This is a genomic window from Arthrobacter livingstonensis (genome assembly GCF_003219815.1).
GTDB lineage: Bacteria > Actinomycetota > Actinomycetes > Actinomycetales > Micrococcaceae > Specibacter > Specibacter livingstonensis.
Window position 1 is genome coordinate 247,643 of record NZ_QJVD01000001.1, and the last position, 18,103, is coordinate 265,745.

The following is an 18,103-nucleotide window of genomic DNA, read 5'->3' on the forward strand; positions in this document are numbered from 1 at the left end:
AATGTTTTCTGTGTCTTATGGTTGCGAAAGGCGCCGGCCGCAGGCCGGTCGCTTCATCGCTGGCTGACCTATAGGGGGACAACCGTGAAAGACAACTACGCGAGCTTGCCACGAAAGCCCAAATGGCAACCGCCAATATCATTTTGGGTCACAACCGCCATTTGTGCCTTGCTGTTGATTCTCATGGCGCTGGCGGGCGAATTCGGCATCTGGCTGGTCCTGTTCGCGCTCTTCGGGATCCTCAGTGCGCTGTATTCGCTGGTGTCCGGCCGCCGGTCCTGGCTGGGCCTGCCTCGCCGCAAGGCAGCGGGGGTGGCCGTAGGGGCCTCATTTGGGGTCTTGGTGCTGGGGGTTGTGGTCGCTGCAGCGGCCATGCCCGCTCTGCAAGAGGCCAGCCTGTCGGCATCAGATTCCACGACGACGACGGCGCCGGCAAGCCCGACGCCGAGTCCTTCATCGGAGACTGTCCTTCTCACCGCCTGCGACACAGCAGAAGACTCGGTGACGGAATCAGGCGCTGAATTGGTCTGCACCCCCGACGAAGACGGCATGTTGGTCTGGATGACGGCAGACAAGTCCAAGGTCCTGCTTGCGGACCGTGCCGCGGCGACGGCCAAAGCCGAGGCAGACAAGGTGGCAAGCAAGAAAGCATTGAACAACAAGGTAATCGCCGCCCAGAAAGCGGCCGCCCAGGTTGCGGCCGCCCAGGTTGCGGCAGCGAAGGCCGCTGCCGACAAGGCAATTGCCAATCAAGCCACTGCGGATCAGGCCGCGGCTGCCGAGGCGGCCCGCGTCGCCGTGGAGCAGGCCGTCCAGCAGCAGGCTCCCGTCCAGCAGGCTCCCGTTGCGCCGGTGGCCGAGGTTCCGGACGCGTCAGCCTACTATCCCAATTGTGCTGCAGCCCGGGCCGCCGGGGCTGCCCCGATGCATGCAGGCCAATCCGGCTACCGGCCGGGGCTGGACCGCGACAAGGACGGCATCGCCTGCGACAAGTAGACGCCCGGGCCGATTATGGTGCAAGGCAAAGGCCCCTGCTTCCCTTGTAAACAAAGGGAAGCAGGGGCCTTGTGCAGTGGCGGTGACGGTGGGATTTGAACCCATTGCGAGGGTCAAACGGAGTCAGGGTGTTGCATCAAAAGTCCCGGAAATGCAACGTTTTTGACCCGTTTACTTACAGGTATGCACGTGTGCTCGCAGGTACTCCTGCACCAAAATGCACCACAAAGGGACACTTACGGACGGGAGTTGCTCTTACTGGAATTTAGATCGTCCTTAGTGAAGGACTGGCCAGGGAAGGACTCAGGAGTGGCAGCTTCCAGCAATCGATTGACCAAGGCGTGGACCGCCGGCCACGGCTCTGCCTCAGGGTCATGGTCCGGGGACGCGTTTGCGAGGAAGTCGCGTATCTTCTTCTGCACGGCGTCTTTGTCCTTCTTCGGCAGACTGCCCTGGTAAACGCCGATGGAGGCCTCTCGGCCAGACCATTCGACGCGTGCAGGATCACCGCTAGCTAGGCGGAGCTGCTCAAGGCCGAATTGAAACTCGATGGAGACGGCACGTCCATTGACGTTCAGGTCCGAGTCGCCATTTGGACCGTACGTCGGGTAGTTGGCGCCGTAAGGCACGTCTGGCAGAAGAAAGTAGCGGTTGTTGGCTGGTCGGACCTTGGCATCAAGATTCTTGGCGGCGACTAGGCCGGCCGCGTCGTTGTCTAGGACTCCTACGACACGGTTGGTCACTCCCGCAGCAGCGAAACTGCGGAGCGTGCGGACTACCTGCGCGGCTCCCATTTCGGCTCCCGCATCTTTGTCAAAGAATCTGAACATATGACTCACGTGGGGAACGACTAGTTCAAGCGCGCGTTGCAAAAAACGCGCATCCGTTACACCTTCTGTCACGACGACGATCGGCCCACCGGAACTGACGCTGACCGCGAGTTCGTCAGCTGCCAATTGAGTGATGTTTTCGACGCTGTTGAAATACCCGGCGCTGTACAGATCGTGCAGATCAAGGCAGACTTCCACATCTGCAGGGGCGGACTCCAGCTGGAGCGCAAGGATCGTGCGTCGATCGAATCCCGAGTCCATTAGGATATCGATGTATGTAGCGCACTTGCGATCCACGGGGCCGAGGCTTCTATACGGTTTCTCGTTCTCCCACGCCGCTAGGCCCCTGTCTAGGATTTCACTCCGCGGAATAGTTTCGACCGCTTCGCCGTCCTTGTCGGCGACCTCAAGCGTGTCGCCCGGCTCGTCGTCCGCCAGCATTTCGTCGATGGCCAATGACAGCTCATGTCGACACGCGTTTGCAGTGAATCCCATCAGTGCAAGTCGAGCTCGGATTCGACTCACTCTTGCTCGGTATCCGAGGACGTCCTTACCATTTGACTCCTCGACGAGTATTTCATCTAGGCGCTGTTGCTCCTCGTCCTCGGGAGAGTACCGGCCGTAGCCTTCGAGCCGATCGATGGCTTGAAGCCACGCATCGTCGGTGTACTTGTCCGCCTCTGTGAAGATTGTGAGCAGTTCCAGAGGCTCTTCGTTCCGTTGCCACTGGATCTGTGTAGCGCCACGGTGCAGCCACCATTTACTGCTCACTTTTGGCCTTCTTCATAAATGGTGCTAAAAATCGGGTTGCCTTCCAAATACTCAACTCGTTGTCGACTCAGGGCGTCGACAACGTTGTCGAGGTCGTCAGGGAACAGCGCGGCGTAGGTGTCTAGAGTGACCTTAGCCGACTTGTGGCCGAGCATCCTCTGGACGACTTTCACGTTGGCCCCAGCGCTGATCGCGAGCGACGCAGCCGTATGCCGAAGATCGTGGGGCGTGACTCTCCGGAAAGTCTTATCTCCTGTCTGGGCGCGCATGACGGCCCGGGCAAACCAGCCCGAAACGGCGTTGCCTGGACGCAGGTAGCCGCCCTCCTCGGCGTTCCACAGGCGGTCTTCCTGACCTTTCCCCCTGCACGCAGCCGTGACTGCATCTGCGAGGAAGCTCGGGTATGCCACGGTGCGCTTCTCGTGGCTCTTAACGCTCCCCAAGATGGCCTTTCCGTTGACTTCGGCGACGGCTTCGCGGATGTTTATCCGGCGCGTTGTCGTGTCCACGTTTCGCGCCCGCAACGCCGTCGCCTCGCCCCACCGCAGACCAGTGTAGGCAAGGAATCGAACGAGTTCGGGGTGCCGCGATGTGAGCGCCAGCGCCTCGACCTGGGCGTGCGACAGAAATACCTCGTCAGGGATCGGCTTCTTTTTGATCGTGAGGTCTCGCGCTGGGTTCTTCGTGATTCTGTTGTCTTCGACGGCGTGGTCGAGGATGCCTGCCAAGAGGTCGCGAACTCGGGCAACAGTCGTGTGGGAGCGCGTCTCACCGAGTTGGTTCAGCCATGCCTGCACGTCACGCTTAGTGATTGTCCCGACCGCGTAGGTGCCCCACCTCGGCTTGACGTGAATGCGCCAAGCGCTTTCGACCGAGTGATAGCTCGATGGCGTGATCTTCGGCTTGTGCTGTTCAAGCCACTGGACCCCCAGCTCTGAAACGGTGGCTTTCGCGTCGGTGCGATTGACATAGGCACCCTTGAGTTTCGAGACCTCAACAGTCGCCAGGTGCGCCTCGGCGTCGCGTTTCAGCTTGAATCCGCGGTCGTGCCCTCGGGAGCCGTCCGGTTTCGTGTACCAGACTTCGTAAAGCCTGCCCTTGGTCTTTGTGCTGTACGCCTTAACTGTGCCCATGTCGCCCCCGTGGGTATGGCTTCCCGTGATCAATTGTGAGTATATGTCGACGAAGGTGTGTATAGTTTTTCCCAAGTCCTGAATTAGTGAAAAGGGGCCAGAGCCATCCGGCTCGTTGTCGAGTGGATACGCCAAGCAACCGCTAATGGGTTCGGCTAAAGATCCTCTTGAAAGCAAAGCTTTCGAGAGGAATTTTTTATGCTCACATCTACTGCTATCAACAGCACTCCGCTGCTTGACTCGCTCGTCGCTCCCATCAGCACTCCGCTGCTTGACTCGCTCGTCGCTCCCATCACCTTGGCGAAGTGCCTTGGCACGACCGAGCGCAGTCTGAGTGAGTGGCGCATTAAGGGCCGAGGACCCAAGTTCATTCGCGTGGGCCGAAGCGTTCGCTACCGTCCAGAAGCCGTCGACGCCTGGCTTCTAGCGAATGAACATTCGAGCACTTCTGAGGAGGTGCTCTGATGGACGCCATTGAAAACACCGATCCGAGCGTTTCCGGGCATCCCAGCGACGCTGTATCCGAAGCGGATATTATGATCGCGGCTCGGCAAGTGCTCACGTCGAGCAGACCTGTGACCCACTCGGAATTCGACGATTACGCCGCGTCCCGATGGGCAGGGGACGGCGTCGCCAAGTGCAAAACAGTAAGTAGACGCAGTGGGGACGGCATTGAGGTAACGAAGGCGTTTGCCAGCTTCGAGAACGATTCGACAGCAGATCAGTCCATCGTCCGCCGCTCGCCTGCCGGTTCATTCCGCCCAACCGGGTTTGAGACGCTAGTCGCGCGCACCGTTACTAGATACCTAGCTAAGATCGTCGACGAATCGGACGTCGAGCTCTGTGATATTCGCGATGGCATGCTCCAACGCATCAACGCAGAGCTGAGTCTCGAGAACAAGGGTCGAAAGGAGTCCAACTCAACGTCCCCGGCACTAAAGAAGATTCAGGTGCTTGACGAGTTCATAGTGGTGCAGGTGCTGCTAGCACGGAACCGGATCGTGATGATTGACTTGACGGACGGGAACGGGGGCGCTGAGAACGGGGTGCTCGCGATCTATGAGGACTTCGGGCCCCTCGAAGGCCTATACAACGATAGCGAGAGTCGCATCATGGCTCTCATCAGCGAATTGCGCCCTTCGTTGTCCCACAAAGGTATCGAGTCAGCATTCAGTCGCATGCGCAGGCACGCCCAGGTGCTCCGCCGCACAATCGACCCGCACCTGATCCCAGTGGCCAACGGTGTGTTCGACCACGCGAAAATGGAGTTGCGACCATTTTCATCCGACTGGGTATTTCTGTCAAAGGTGCAGGTCGACTACGACTCGAACGCAACAAGTCCGCACTTCACCACGCCGGACAGCTCGACATGGGAGATAGAGGCCTGGATGGCGAGTCTCTCCGACAGCGAGGGAGTTCCGGAACTGCTTTGGGAGATCATCAGTGCCGCAGTGCGTCCCTATGAAGCGTGGGACAAATCCGGCTTCCTCGCCGGCCCGAAGGGGAACGGAGGCAAGGGTACCGTATTGGCGTTGATCAGAAAGCTTCTCGGCAGAGGGTCATACGCATCGGTTTCGCTTGTCGACTTTGGCGATCGATTCAAGAAGTCAAGCCTTGTCCGCGCAAACGTCAACCTGGTCGACGAGAACGACGTCGGGGCATTCGCGGAGAGTCTCGGCGATTGGAAGGCATGTGTAACAGGCGATGTGTTCACCCTGGATCGAAAGTACAAAGACCCGGTCGAAGTGAGCTGGCAAGGGTTCGAGGTCCAGTGCTTCAACACAATGACTCCTCGTATGAAGGACAAGTCCGAGTCGCTCAAGCGTCGGTTACTGATCGTGCCCATGGTCAAGAGCTTTAAGGGCGTCGAGAACAAGGACATCAAGCGTGACTACCTCCAGCGCGACGAGGTGCTGCGCTATGTCCTGAAACGGGCATTGCATATGAGACACACGGAACTGTCGAACCCGCCGGCATGCGAGGACGCGCTAGAGGAGTGGTTCGGCACGAACAACAAGGTCGTCGGGTTCTGGCGCGAGTTTGAGGACCAATTCCAGTGGGACCTGTTGCCGTGGGCGTTCCTGTATGACCTGTACAAGGAATGGTTCTCGAAGGTCGAGCCGAGCGGAAAAACCGAAGGCTACAAGCCCTTTATCGAGGCGCTAAAGAGCCATCTTGACGACTCGCAGGTATGGACGACGCCGGACAAATCGGTTCGTCCCGGTCAGCACATGGACGCAGTCGAGCCACTCATCGCAGAGTTCGACCTGCGCGGGTGGGTGAACCAAAGCTACACAGGTAACGACCCCGTAAAGAAGTGTATGCCCGCACCGCTGAAGGACAACTATAGGGGACTGTTACGCACGTCCGCTGGCAGCGGTGCTTCGGGCCCCAGTCTTGTTGCCGCTGGTGCCGCCGAGGAACAGTCATGACCCTTGGCCGAGAAGGAATGCGTGCCCACCGTACCCATTCCTTCTCGACCGGGAACGGTCTCCACGAGGACAGCGCAATCGACAACTACACGAAAGTAAGGATCGTAAGATGAGCGATCAATATGACAGCCAGAGGACGCCACTTGAGCGTTCAGAGACAGCCACAATAGCGGCCCAGAATGCCCCCTTGAGCACTATGCCCCAGCCAACCAAACGTCGCCGGCCAAAGACTGAAAAGGAGCTTTACGCGGACGCTGAGGCACGGGCCAAGTCGTTGAAGGACAAGCTTCTGTCACGACGAGCGAAGAATCGCGATCGACTGGTCGAAGACTTGTATCGCGAGTTCGCGGTTGAGGTGATCGACGGCGACCTTGACGAAGCCGATCGACTGAGTGAGCTGCGTTCGCTACTCGGCCAGCGGCTGGGGCCAGGCGCTCAAGGGCTGCGCTAATGCGGCGGGTCATCTCACTTCGCAGCTTGTGTCGGTTGTTTGGCGAGGCTGGGTGGCCTCGTACCCGGGGGTGGATCGAAGGAGGGGGCGCAGCCCTCTCCTCGCAAGCAAAGGACAGGGTGAGGAGCGACAGCGACGATTCCTGTCCGGCCCGACCGTGCGTTCGAGCGAAGCGAGGAACGTATACGGTCGGGTTGCTTGCCAGTTCGCTGGTACCTATGGATATCGGCGCTGGGTCCATGGCTCAGACCATGGCTCAGATCTATAGGTACCAGCGAACTTGGAGGGCTCAGTGAGCGAGGAACGAGCGAACAGTGGACGCCCGACCAGCGCGGTGTCCGTAGCGTCAGCGGAGGATGCCGAGCTTCCGCCAGTGAGCCGTCGCTCTGGCGGCGGCGAGAGGGCCGAGGTGCGCAGCACGTCGAGCCCGGGCGCGAGCGAGGTCGTGACGGTGCGGATGCACCGTGACGGGATCGCCGCGCTCACCGAGGTGCAGCGGCTACTCGGTGGCAGCAGATCTGACGGCGTGCGTCAGGCGGTGCAAATCGTCGCGGAGGCCTTGTCCGACGCGTCGTCGATCAATGCTGCGCAGAAGTCGTTGACGCAGCGACTCGCGGCCCGCAGGCCGGTAGTGGTCAAAGCCGATGAAAGTGTGCTCACGGATGTCCGCGACATGTTCCGCGAGGTCGCCGAACGCTACTCAAGGCAGGCGCTCTTGTTCCAGAAGATCGGAAACAACTGGAACCAGATCGTCAAGGTCGCGAACTCTGGTGGCCTTGTGGATGCAGACGCGCTTCGTGGTGTGGAGCGAGCGCTCGATCGGATCGCTTTGGTCATGGAGCGCGACGCGAAGCGAGACGAGACGGTCGTTACGAAGCTCCGGGAGGTGTTCTGATGCCCGTCGAGTACGCAGGAACCACGACCGTGGCGTCACGTCTACTCCGCTACACGGTGAAGCCCAAGCCCGGCCAGACTGCCAAGGATCGGGTGCTTCACATTGCTGGCCAGAATTGCCGCCCGGGGACGGCGGAGCGCGAATTCGCAGCGACGCGACGCAGGCATGGCACACAAGGGGCCAAGCGTAAGTCGCCCGCCACGTACGCTTTGCCCGAACTGGGTGAGGCTGCCACGCATGTGAGGCGCACGCGGCCGAACGGGCGCAGGTACTGGGCCGTTGCGAAGAGTGGCGAAGCTGCGACGCACGTTCGCCACGAAGGTGAAGTCGTCCGGCAGTCTGAGGCGCGTCATCTGATCACCTCATTCGGTCTCGACGAGGTGAACCCTGAGGATCCGGAGCAGGTCGCGAAAGCATTTGAGTACGTCGTCGCGAGGCATGCAAACTTGTATCCGGGAGAGCAGGCCACGTTTGTCGGGCAGGCCGAAGGCAAGGGAGGCAACTTCCATGTGCACGCGACGCGGAACGCCACGTTGTATCAAGACATGGAAGTCGATGGAAAGCTCTACAGGGCCGGCCGGAAACTCGCCGGTGATCTCACTGATATCGACAAGATGCGTGAGAGGTCCGACCGGTTCCTTGCCGAGCACGGCCGCGAGTATGACCTCGTACCGCAGCGCCTGCCGTCAGTGGCTGAGAGGAAGAAGGAGCAGCGTAACCAGCGAGATCGACGAATGGCCGCGGAGGGCGCGCTTTCGAACCAGGACCAGATCAGGCAGGCCTTCGTAGCCGCGATGGACGACCCGAGGGCGGTAGATCTCGACACCTGGAAGTCCGTCATGGCCGATCACGGCGTCACCGTCACGGAGCCCGGCTGGAGGCGTGGTAAGTCCCCGAAGGTGCTACGGCTGAGCTATCAATTGTCCGGAATGGGGACCCCGGTGCGCGCGAAGACCCTGGGCGAGCACTACGAGCACGCAAGTGCGCTCGGGCAGCTCTCTGCGAAGGCGCACGGCCGACCGAGGGAACACCGTCCTGAGTTCGTGAAGGCAGGAGTCCCGCGGCCGGTGGCACAGTCCACGGGGGAGGAGCTGGCTGCCGCATATGAGGCCATGGCACGGATGGCTCGAGAAGAGCGTGGGCTGCGTACCGCGGAGACGGAGCTGTACCGCTGGATCGCCGCACGGGGCCACGACAAGGGGGTCGGGTTCGGTGACATCCTGGACAGGCTTCCGGAATCCCATGATTCACGAATGCGGGTGATGCAACTGTGGAACCGACTCGCCGATGCAAGTAGGGCCCAGTCAGAAACTTTGACAGACAACATGGAAGAGCGCTGGCTGGGTACGCCTAGCGTGGGCCCCACCGCGGCCGCGGTGGGGCCGCATCAGCTAGAATCCGCAGTTGCCGAACCGGCTCAGAAGGCTCTGGATTCCGAGCTGCTGGACCTGCTGATCGTCGACGAGGCCCTCGTGCAGTACGGCATCTACAGGGCTGACAGCGCGGCGATGCACAGGGCCGGAATTGAACCGCGAGAAATCAGCGATGCGCGAAACTTCTGGGAGTCCCTCTCCTCTGACGCGCAGCGAATGCGGTACCGGGAGCGGAAGAAAGCCTCTCAAGCCTCCCTGCAGGCCGAGGAAGTCACTTCCGCGCCAGAGGACAAGAACGAGATGCAATCGTCTCAGAGGCTCACCCGGGCCCTGCTGGAGGATAGTTCTGTTGAGGAAGGGCACTCGTTGCACACTGGGAGGCCGGTGCGAACCCGCGGTGCTCGGCAACAGGTGGATGAGGAGAATCCGCACGCAGCAGCAGCCCGTAGGGAGCGCATGCGCCGTGATTCCTTACGACGTTGGGTATTGCAGGGTGATGACGAGTCTCCGAATAACGAGGATGACCTCGAGTTCGGTGATTAGGGGCCCTTCGTAAGACTGGAACCTCGTCCCTGCTCAAGAGAAAGCGCCAAGCTGACAATCGCACAAGCTCAGGGCGGATGGGATCGAATCCTTTCTGGGTACTTGTTAGCGGTCTGTCCCACGTTGTCCATGCAGTTGTGCAGTCCAGTAACTAAAGACCCTATACGTACGCGTGCATGGAGAGATTTGGTATGGAACTTCATAACTGCATTGTGCGTTCCGTTGGAGGCAACCCTTCGACCCTTCGAGCCTTCGTTTTCCTCATTATTCTCGCCTTCGAGTGACCAATATCTGGACAAGGGCCGGCCGCTTCGGGCCAGAATGTGGGCATCCTCTGCCCCCAGTATGGGCAGCATCGGGCCATCAGGTGCCCACCCATTTTCACGAGGTCAGTTTCGCTGCGGTGGGCGTGAGCTGTCCAGCGCTCGGCCCGACTGTGGTCATTCTGCGCCCACATACTCCATGACAGCTATCACATAGCGCACTTTTCGATTGGCCGTGGACGGGAGCGGTCCGTGCCATGGTCAGGGCACGGGCCCTAGTGGCTCCACGAACATGAACAGGAACAGTCCCCGAAGCTCGTTTACGAGCAGATCGGTGAAAATCATGTTGAGCACGCATTGTGCCAATCATTTCCTTTAAGGATTCTAAGACAAACGAAGACTTTGAGGATGCCTTCACGGTTTCTCCGCGTATCGCTTGCATTGACTGGTTGGGTCTGCCCGTCGACAACGATGGCAGGCTGCAACAGACGCGTACAAATGGCTTCCTGCGTGTCGCTGGGCGCCAACCCACAGGGTCATGGGCATCTGCGGTGCGCTGCGCGCGACCTCATCGGTAACGGATTGGGTAGTGATTGCGCGTATGGCCTTCGGTGTCGGGTCGGTGTGTTCCCCAGTCAGACGCCCTGACCGTTTCGCTTACCCGTAGTGGCCGCGATTCACCTGGTATGGATTCTGCGGCCGCATATGACAGCCATATTCGCTATCAGGCGGGGCGGACTGCATTGCTCAGTTGCAAAAGTGTTGCTTTTCAGTTATTTTCTGGTTGCCTCAGACTAATGGATCTGCGAGCATGAGCCTATGGGAACAACAATTCGCAACGGGATCCACGCCGATGCCACCAGGATGAATATTCACGACCTAGTGCGGGAGCTGAACGAGAACGTGGGTGCGACGGTCGTGCAGAGCATGGCCGGGGTGAAAGACCGGACGTCCCCCTTTAAGTGGGCCAAGCCGAACGGTCCGGAACCTCGCCCCGAGGTAGAGGCGCGGTTGCGCCTCGGATACAGGGTGTGGAAGACACTCGCAATGGCGGAGGGTAAGCACGTTGCTCTCGCATGGATGATGGGTGCAAACCCGCGACTGGATGAGGAATTGCCAGTTCTCTACATCCAGCATCAGCGCACACGCGAGGTCATCGGTGCAGCGGAGGCTTTTGTCAACGATAGCCACGCTGCCTGATCATCACGCCCGGCAGGTGGAGCTGCATCAAAACGTGTTTCTTGCTTCGCGACGATGTCAAGAGATCGAGAAGCTGCCCTCGCCGCAGATCTTCTGGAAAAAATAAAATTGCAATTCGCCAAATCCGCTCGTTTACCAGCCGAAAATTTTTTGGCGAGAATTGCCCGGGCGCATGGGGGTTTTCTCAGCTGCCTGTTCACCGTAAAGTGCCCATATGAACACCTACCCACAGCCATCGAATCAGACCGAAGCTGTTCGTGACCTCATAAAAACCGGGGTTCGTTACCCGACGACAACGCCCACAAAACGGGGGCATGATTCCGTGGACTGTTCACTCACCGGAAACTACGCGGTACTTGCCAAGTTCGCCGAGTCCGTGCAGGTTGGTGAACTTTCCCCGGGCCTTCGCATCCTCGCCGAGCTCGGCGACGAGCAGCTGGGCGACTTGATCAGCTTCTGCGTCATGATGCTCGACCGGGTCATGGCTAACGAAATCCCCGGCGCCCCCGCTCGATTGTCAACCTTCGAAGGGATCGGCATTCCTCGCGTCGCAGAGAACAAATTTCATGGGTGCAGGACTGATGCTCGCAGATTCCTAGTCTCCACGTGGTACAACGAAGCGGAGGAATTCGTCAGCGATCTCGAGGACCTTGGAGGCATCGCGTACGCGGCTGGCGTTGTGGCCCTCGGAACAGGCGGCATGCTTCTCACATGGCAGCTCGCTACCGATCAGGCCCTCGAAGCCATTTTGGGCTGCATCCGATTGTCTGGAAGGGTACCGGTCGACAAAGACGACGACCTCGGTCCCGAGGCGCACGATGACGAGCCCGAGTCTAAGCCACCGGTGCTTGCGTCCGAACCCAAGCATGCAGCTGAGCCTGAGCTTTTCATCCCGCCGAACATGAAGCAGCCAGTAACCATCAACATGCGTACCGCACTGAAACTTCGCGCGGAGACTGCTGTCCTTCGGACCGGCCACCTTCCGGGCGGATACCGTTCCCAAGTTATGCTCATCGAAGCCGCCCTGGAGCAGGAGCTCACGCGGCTGGAAGCCGAGTTCAACAGCGGCGAACTATTCCCCCCGAACGTCGGCAGCTTCCGCACCGGACGACCGCTGGGCAGCTGACCGGGCAAGCACTCGGCGAAGTCACAGCATCCGCCCCGCCTCCGTCGCTGGCGCCTAATCACGGACTCGGGAACGGAATGACGCACCCTCGTGGCATCTTTTATGGCACGGTTGACCATGGAGAGCTCATCGATGTCGGCCAGTAGCTCTACTTAGTCTCCGCGGGCCCGTGGCATTTGCTCTGTCATGAGGCATGAGCCGATCGTGACGAATTCGAGGTCCTGCAGCAGCCAGAACACGTCGTCGTCGTCGCCGGACATCCAATCGAGGAAGTCCACGTCGTCGTTGCCGCGCAAAGCAAGGACCTGGTTCGGCCACCGGTGCGCGACATCCTTGAGCGTGCAGAGGACCTCCGTACTTTGCGCGCCGCGGTCGATATTGTCGCCGAGGAGGAACAGGCTTGCACCTGGGTTGGATGCAAGGTCGATCATCTCGAGCGCCGCGAGAAGGCACGGCAGATGTCCGTGGACGTCGCTGAGCACGTAGGTGGTTTTCGGCAAAAACGTCTCCTGGGTTTGGCGACGGGCGCCCCCGCTTGAGACAACGAATTCAAATGACCCCTATTCCCCAGGGGTTCCACGACCGGAGGCCTTGATCAACAAGGGTCGTATCCCAGGCGTCTGCTCAACCTGGATCCGACACTCGAGCTGGTTTCATGCCCATCCAATCCCCGGGGTGCTGCCAGGACTGCGAGGTCGGAAGGCCGAGAGAGCACCCGCATCGACGGCTCACGGGCAGGAGCCCGAGCCACCGGCCGATGACTAGCCGAACTGATTCAGACGCAGGCAGGAGGGCTGTACCCAAACGGGTACAGCCCTCCTGCGAAAGCCTGTTTAGGCGACCTTGATGGGGTGATTCTTAGAGGCCGCTTTGGCGCCATGCTTCCCGCCTCGGCGGCCGTACTTCGTGTCGAAGTTGCTGCGCAGGCCGGCCACGATGGCCCGCTCCTCCGAACTGATCGGGTCCGCCTTGCCTGTCTTGATCCGCGGGGCAAGCACGCTCGCACGCTTAGTGGGTTTGGGTTGCTTGGTTGGTTTAGGCATGTTCGGCACCTCCCTCACCTTCATTGTCGGGCATGTCTTTCTCATTGTCCACGTCCCCGTTGGCTGCGTCCCCGTTGTCACCAGTCACAGCTTCAACAACGGCAAGAATCATCTCGTACTCCGTGTAGGTTGCATTCTCGGTCAAGGGTTGCAGGGCCTTGAGGCCAATAAGTCGGTCAATGCTCTGATCAGACCGGGCAAGGTTCAACGCCCATTCTGCCCGGTCCCACCATTCCTGGCGCTCGGCGCCAATGCGGGCCGAGCGCGACCCTACCCGTGCGGCCAGGTACGCGACACCCGCACCGACCAGGGCGAAAAATCCTGCAACAGGCGGCCCCGTAAAAAACTCACGCCAAAACGGATCATCGAGGATGAACGGTGGAAACAGGCTCCTGACTATCGCGCCGCCTACTGCGCACGCCAGCCCCGTAAAGATTAGCTTTTTCACTTAGGCCCCGGTCTCTTCACGAGAGGGCTGGATACGGGCAATGAGAGCGTCCTGGGTTTGCTGCAATGTCATTACAGTGGCGCGGGCCTCGGCGAGCTGACTCTTGAGCACAGATAATTCGTCGGCGTGTCTCCTTTCGGCAAGCGCCAGCTGCTCACGGGCTTCGGCAGCGGCAGAAGCACTGTCACGCGCAGCCTGGTTCGCTTCCTCGACCTGGAACCGGAGTTCCTTGACGGCTTCCTGGTGGGAGCGGGTGGCGTGGTCGAGGTCGGTGGCGAGTTCGTTGATTTCGCGGTCCTTGTGGGTTTTTTCGTCCCGCCAGGCCTTTTCGATGATGGCATGCTCTGCGGTGGCGGTGCTTACTGCTGCCGCCCAGACTGTGCCTGCCAGGCGCAGTGCCTGCTCGGTGATGATGGTCGGGGTCGCGGCTATCTTCGATCCGGCGCTGTCGCGTTCGGCACGCCATTCCTTCAGGTAGCGTCCGGCGTCGGCGTTGGACACCCCGGCGGCTTCGCGCACGGTGGCGACCGTGGGATTCTTCTCAGTGCTGATCTGCTCGGCGGCGGCGTACACGCGAGCCTTCACTGACTGTTCGGCCACGGCGGCACTCCTTAAGTAGTAATAGTAGTAGTAATACTACGTCGATTACTGCACAAATGGATGGCAGTCTCCCGTCACATAGACCTTCAGAACGCCCACATTCCGCAGTCGCCGGAACAGGACATCGACCACGGCTGCAGCCGTACCTTGGCTGGCAGGCGACGATGACATAGGCGGACAGCGGGCAGATGCCAAACCAGCGGCGAGTGTGTCCGGCCCATTCTCAGATTTTGACTCTCAAAACCCGAAAAAGACCCTGCGCGCCGATAGTGGGGATAAGTGTGATTATCGTGGGTAAAAAACCGACCCCTTGAAGTGAGATGGGGCTGAGTTGTAAAAGTGGGCTCAGAGCGCGTCGAGCCGCGCAGTTACGGGGGATTGGGGCCGCTGTGTCGCAGCTTGACGCCTGGCGAATCGTGACGCATCCTGCGCCTGGATCCGTGCGGCGGCAGCGACAGCTCGTCAATGACGCTGTGGTCCGTCACGAAGAACTCGTCCGCCGGCGGATAGAGCAAGGCTGCCGGGCAGCCCCGATCGCTGGCGAGCTGCTGGGAACGGCATCTGCGGCCAATGTCTCGGCAGACCTTCTGGCCTTGGACGAGGGCATGGCCGGCCAGAAAGTCAGTAGTAAGCCATCCGCTATTACGATATGTACCCATAAAATCGCAATAAGGTGATTATGGCAGTTTGATTGGGTACCACTTTCGCAGTTTGTTTGGGACCCACCTTGCGGCTCGCCGGGTGATGAATCGCAGTTTCGGCTGAGCCCACCTCATCGTTGATTTCATCAGAATATTTTTCCAACGATGGAAGGCAGTGATGGAGTTGAGGGTGGAGATATTCGCAAGGATCCGTCGAGACGCCCGGGTCCAAGGGTGGTCAATTCGCCGGCTTGCACGGGTGCATCGGGTATCGCGACGAACTGTTCGTCAGGCTTTGGCTGCGGCTGAGCCTCCACCTCGGAGGGTTCCTGCCCGTTCAGCTCCGAAGCTGGATCGGTTCCGGGCGGTGATTGATCAGATGCTGATCGCTGATTTGGATGCTCCACGGAAACAGCGCCATACGGCCCAGCGGGTTTTTGATCGCTTGGTTGAGGAACATCAGGCGGTGATTTCGTATTCAACGGTGCGTCAATATGTGAAGGTTCGCCGGGCGGAGATCGCTTTCGAGGCCGGGAAAGCGCCGATAGAGGTCTTCGTTCCTCAGGAGCATGCACCTGGTGCGGAGGCTGAGGTTGATTTCGGGGATGTCTGGGTGGATCTTGCCGGAGTGCGCACCCGGTGCTACATGTTCGCTTTCCGTATGTCCCACTCGGGAAAATCGGTCCACCGCGTGTATCCGACCTGTGGGCAGGAAGCTTTCTTGGAGGGCCACATCGAGGCTTTTGAGACTCTCGGTGGTGTCCCTGCGAAGCACATCCGTTATGACAACCTCACCTCGGCCGTGACGAAAGTTATCTATGGTGCTGGCCGGCAACGGGTTGAGAACGAGCGCTGGGTGCTCTTTCGCTCTCACTATGGGTTTGATTCCTTTTACTGCGAGCCAGGGATGAAAGGCGCCCATGAGAAAGGTGGGGTTGAGGGGGAAGTGGGGCGGTTTCGCCGAAATTTCCTGACTCCGGTCCCGGTCGTGGATTCCTTGGTGGAGCTCAATGCGAAGCTGCGGGGCTGGGACGAGGGCGAGGATCAGCGCCGGATCTCTCATCGACTTCGCACGGTAGGGCAGGACTTCGCTCTCGAGGCGCCTCTGCTGGCGCCGTTGTCGGCAGAGAGCTTCGATCCAGGCCTGGCGCTAACTCCTAGGGTTGACCGTTCCTCGCTGGTTACCGTGCGTTCAGCGAAGTACTCGGTACCGGTGAGATTTATCAATCGGAAAGTCAGGGTATCCCTGCGCGCGACCGAGATAAGGATCTTCGATGGCAGGACCTTGATCGCCACCCACCCACGGACCGTGGCCAGGGGCGGGCAATGCGTGCAACTCGATCACTACCTAGAAGTCCTGCGGATCAAACCCGGAGCATTACCTGGATCCACCGCCCTGGCCCAGGCGCGTGAATCAGGAGTGTTCACTCCCGCCCATGACGCTTTCTGGGCCGCTGCACGAAGGACCGATGGTGACACTGCAGCGACGAGGGAACTCATCGAGGTATTGCTGCTCCATCGTTCCATGGAAGCCTGCGATGTCATCGACGGGATCACTGCCGCGCTTCTTGTCGGTGCCGTGAGCTCTGACGTTGTCGCTGTTGAAGCAAGGCGTGTGGCGTTCGAAAGGAATGCTGGGTGGATCCGCCCCGATTACCATCCCGGCGCAAAAGCCGAAGTCGTCGAGCACCGGGTTGTCAGTCTCACCCAACGCCGCCTGGCAGACCCGGCTGCTGTCATCGCTGGCCTGCCACCAGACAAGCGGCCGTTGCCCTCCGTGGCCGGCTATGACGAGCTACTCAGACTCCGTCCCCAACCATCACCGCCCCCATCACCTAAGGAGCAGATTTCATGAGTCCCACTACCCCAGTCGTTGTCTCCCAAACTCTTCGTCGGCGCCGCGGCCTGACCGAACCAGCAGCCGTCGCGGCCGTTGACCAGGCCTGCCGACGGTTACGCCTGCCCACGATCCGGGCCGTGCTCGATGAAGCCCTGACCGTGGCCGGGAAGGAACAACTCTCCTACCAAGGATTCCTCGCCGAGCTGCTACTGGCCGAGTGTGATGACAGGGACCGGCGCTCCTCCATCCGGAGGGTGAAGTCAGCGAATTTCCCGCGCGATAAGTGGTTGGGTGACTTCGACTACGAAGCTAATCCAAACATCAACCCAGCCACGATCAACACCCTGGCCACCGGGGACTGGATCCGCAAAGGCCTCCCCTTGTGTCTCATCGGGGATTCTGGAACCGGAAAATCGCACCTCCTCATCGGCCTAGGAACCGCGGCGGCCGAGAAAGGATTCAGGGTCAAATACATCCTCGCCACCAGGCTCGTGAACGAGCTCGTCGAAGCCGAAGACGAAAAAGTCCTGACCAAGACCATCGCCAGGTACGGGCGAGTAGACCTGCTCTGCATTGACGAGCTTGGCTACATGGAACTAGACAAACGCGGTGCCGAGCTCCTCTTTCAAGTCCTCACCGAACGCGAAGAAAAAGCATCAGTGGCTATAGCGACCAACGAGTCCTTCTCTGGGTGGACGAAAACGTTCACCGACCCACGCCTCTGCGCCGCCATCGTGGACCGGCTCACCTTCAAAGGCACCATCATCGAAACCGGCACAGAGTCATACCGACTCGCTCACACCAAAAACCAGCACCTCACCGACGCCAAATAACACGGTCCAGGTCGTTTCCCACCAAGCTGCGATTTCACAGCAGCATGGGTTTCACCAAGAACGCCAGTCTCATGTCGGGTCGTTCCACATGGACTTTTCGGTGACCTACGTATGAGCAGTATCCATGCGTTCCCACAGTGGGATACTCGATGCGTTGTGGGCTGAGTTACGCGTCGGTTATAGTTCTCATTACTGCAGTCCAGATGGTACACCGATGTATTTTTGGTCACGTTGCAGCCAGGTACTCGCACCTGTTGTTATGTTAACTTTCGGGGTGCTTCGCGCCTCAGTCCTGGGGGACAATCTTATGCGTACTTTGTTACTTCGTCATGTCCGATTGGCGGGAGTCCGATGGCTTGGAGCTATCGGACTTGCCGCCTCACTTGTCCTTGTCGCATCCGGGATTTCCGTCCCGGTGGCCAGCGCTGCGGAGCCCGTTGTGGTGACCGGCACGGCCGGGCTGTTCATACCTCTACAAGGCCGCCTGGTGAGCACAGTAGTGCCCACTGGAACGACAAAGGCACCACTTGCTCCCTTGACACCCCGCACCATCCAAGTCGCGGGGCAGGTGGGGTTACCGTCTTCGGGAATCTCAGCGGTTCTCTTGACCTTTACTGCTAGCGAACCAGCCTTGCCTGGACAAATGTCGGCTGGCCCTGCCGACGGCGCCTTAAGCGGGGTCATG

General features: G+C 59.8%; 16 protein-coding genes. 10 read left to right on the forward strand and 6 right to left on the reverse strand.

What is annotated here, in order from left to right; all coding sequences use genetic code 11:
• Window positions 1-168 precede the first annotated feature (168 nt).
• Complete coding sequence (locus tag CVV68_RS01135; protein ID WP_245933259.1) at window positions 169-996, forward strand: excalibur calcium-binding domain-containing protein; 828 nt, start codon at window positions 169-171, stop codon at window positions 994-996.
• 236 nt (window positions 997-1,232) lie between these two features.
• On the opposite strand, the gene CVV68_RS01140 is transcribed toward CVV68_RS01135, so the two are convergent.
• Together CVV68_RS01140 and CVV68_RS01145 are read right to left on the reverse strand one after the other, a co-directional pair.
• Entirely contained in the window at window positions 1,233-2,597 is a 1,365-nt protein-coding gene (locus CVV68_RS01140) for a HEPN/Toprim-associated domain-containing protein (protein ID WP_110499166.1), read from the reverse strand.
• Complete coding sequence (locus CVV68_RS01145) at window positions 2,594-3,730, reverse strand: tyrosine-type recombinase/integrase (protein WP_110499341.1); 1,137 nt, start codon at window positions 3,728-3,730, stop codon at window positions 2,594-2,596. The genes CVV68_RS01140 and CVV68_RS01145 overlap by 4 nt, the downstream gene beginning before the upstream one ends.
• Before the next feature lie 198 nt (window positions 3,731-3,928).
• Here CVV68_RS01145 and CVV68_RS24850 point away from each other — a divergent pair, with 198 nt between their 5' ends.
• The 7 genes from CVV68_RS24850 (at window position 3,929) to CVV68_RS01180 (ending at window position 12,013) form a co-directional block, all read left to right on the forward strand.
• Window positions 3,929-4,195 (forward strand): helix-turn-helix transcriptional regulator, encoded by a 267-nt coding sequence (locus CVV68_RS24850; RefSeq protein WP_110499167.1) that lies wholly within the window; start codon window positions 3,929-3,931, stop codon window positions 4,193-4,195.
• Complete coding sequence (locus CVV68_RS01155) at window positions 4,195-6,162, forward strand: phage/plasmid primase, P4 family (RefSeq protein WP_110499168.1); 1,968 nt, start codon at window positions 4,195-4,197, stop codon at window positions 6,160-6,162. Before CVV68_RS24850 ends, CVV68_RS01155 begins: the two co-directional genes overlap by 1 nt.
• Window positions 6,163-6,271: 109 nt before the next feature.
• Window positions 6,272-6,613 carry a hypothetical protein gene (locus CVV68_RS01160; RefSeq protein ID WP_110499169.1) on the forward strand — a complete coding sequence of 114 codons (342 nt, stop codon included), beginning with the start codon at window positions 6,272-6,274 and terminating at the stop codon, window positions 6,611-6,613.
• Window positions 6,614-6,905: 292 nt separating this feature from the next.
• The gene (mobC, locus tag CVV68_RS01165) at window positions 6,906-7,508 is read left to right on the forward strand and encodes a plasmid mobilization relaxosome protein MobC (RefSeq protein WP_146238791.1); all 603 of its coding nucleotides are present in this window, start codon (window positions 6,906-6,908) and stop codon (window positions 7,506-7,508) included.
• Window positions 7,508-9,424, forward strand: coding sequence for a relaxase family protein (locus CVV68_RS01170; protein ID WP_110499171.1), 1,917 nt, complete (start codon window positions 7,508-7,510; stop codon window positions 9,422-9,424). The genes mobC and CVV68_RS01170 overlap by 1 nt, the downstream gene beginning before the upstream one ends.
• 1,082 nt (window positions 9,425-10,506) lie before the next feature.
• On the forward strand, window positions 10,507-10,887 hold the full coding sequence (locus CVV68_RS01175) for a hypothetical protein (RefSeq protein WP_110499172.1): 381 nt from the start codon (window positions 10,507-10,509) through the stop codon (window positions 10,885-10,887).
• A 214-nt stretch (window positions 10,888-11,101) separates the two neighbouring features.
• Window positions 11,102-12,013 (forward strand): ParB family protein, encoded by a 912-nt coding sequence (locus CVV68_RS01180; RefSeq protein WP_146238792.1) that lies wholly within the window; start codon window positions 11,102-11,104, stop codon window positions 12,011-12,013.
• Window positions 12,014-12,165: 152 nt separating this feature from the next.
• On the opposite strand, the gene CVV68_RS01185 is transcribed toward CVV68_RS01180, so the two are convergent.
• The 4 genes from CVV68_RS01185 to CVV68_RS01195 all read right to left on the reverse strand — a co-directional run bounded on the left by CVV68_RS01185 (window position 12,166) and on the right by CVV68_RS01195 (window position 14,104).
• The gene (locus CVV68_RS01185) at window positions 12,166-12,513 is read right to left on the reverse strand and encodes a metallophosphoesterase (protein ID WP_110499174.1); all 348 of its coding nucleotides are present in this window, start codon (window positions 12,511-12,513) and stop codon (window positions 12,166-12,168) included.
• Window positions 12,514-12,846: 333 nt separating this feature from the next.
• The gene (locus CVV68_RS23040) at window positions 12,847-13,056 is read right to left on the reverse strand and encodes a hypothetical protein (RefSeq protein WP_146238793.1); all 210 of its coding nucleotides are present in this window, start codon (window positions 13,054-13,056) and stop codon (window positions 12,847-12,849) included.
• The gene (locus tag CVV68_RS01190) at window positions 13,049-13,504 is read right to left on the reverse strand and encodes a hypothetical protein (RefSeq protein WP_110499175.1); all 456 of its coding nucleotides are present in this window, start codon (window positions 13,502-13,504) and stop codon (window positions 13,049-13,051) included. Before CVV68_RS01190 ends, CVV68_RS23040 begins: the two co-directional genes overlap by 8 nt.
• The gene (locus CVV68_RS01195; protein ID WP_110499176.1) at window positions 13,505-14,104 is read right to left on the reverse strand and encodes a DNA-binding protein; all 600 of its coding nucleotides are present in this window, start codon (window positions 14,102-14,104) and stop codon (window positions 13,505-13,507) included.
• A gap of 819 nt (window positions 14,105-14,923) precedes the next feature.
• Between CVV68_RS01195 and istA the strand changes: the two genes are divergently transcribed.
• Both istA and istB read left to right on the forward strand, forming a co-directional pair.
• Window positions 14,924-16,600: an IS21 family transposase gene (gene istA / locus CVV68_RS01200; RefSeq protein WP_110499177.1), complete on the forward strand. Its 1,677-nt coding sequence runs from the start codon at window positions 14,924-14,926 to the stop codon at window positions 16,598-16,600.
• On the forward strand, window positions 16,597-17,418 hold the full coding sequence (gene istB, locus CVV68_RS01205) for an IS21-like element helper ATPase IstB (protein ID WP_110499178.1): 822 nt from the start codon (window positions 16,597-16,599) through the stop codon (window positions 17,416-17,418). Before istA ends, istB begins: the two co-directional genes overlap by 4 nt.
• Window positions 17,419-18,103: the final 685 nt, after the last annotated feature.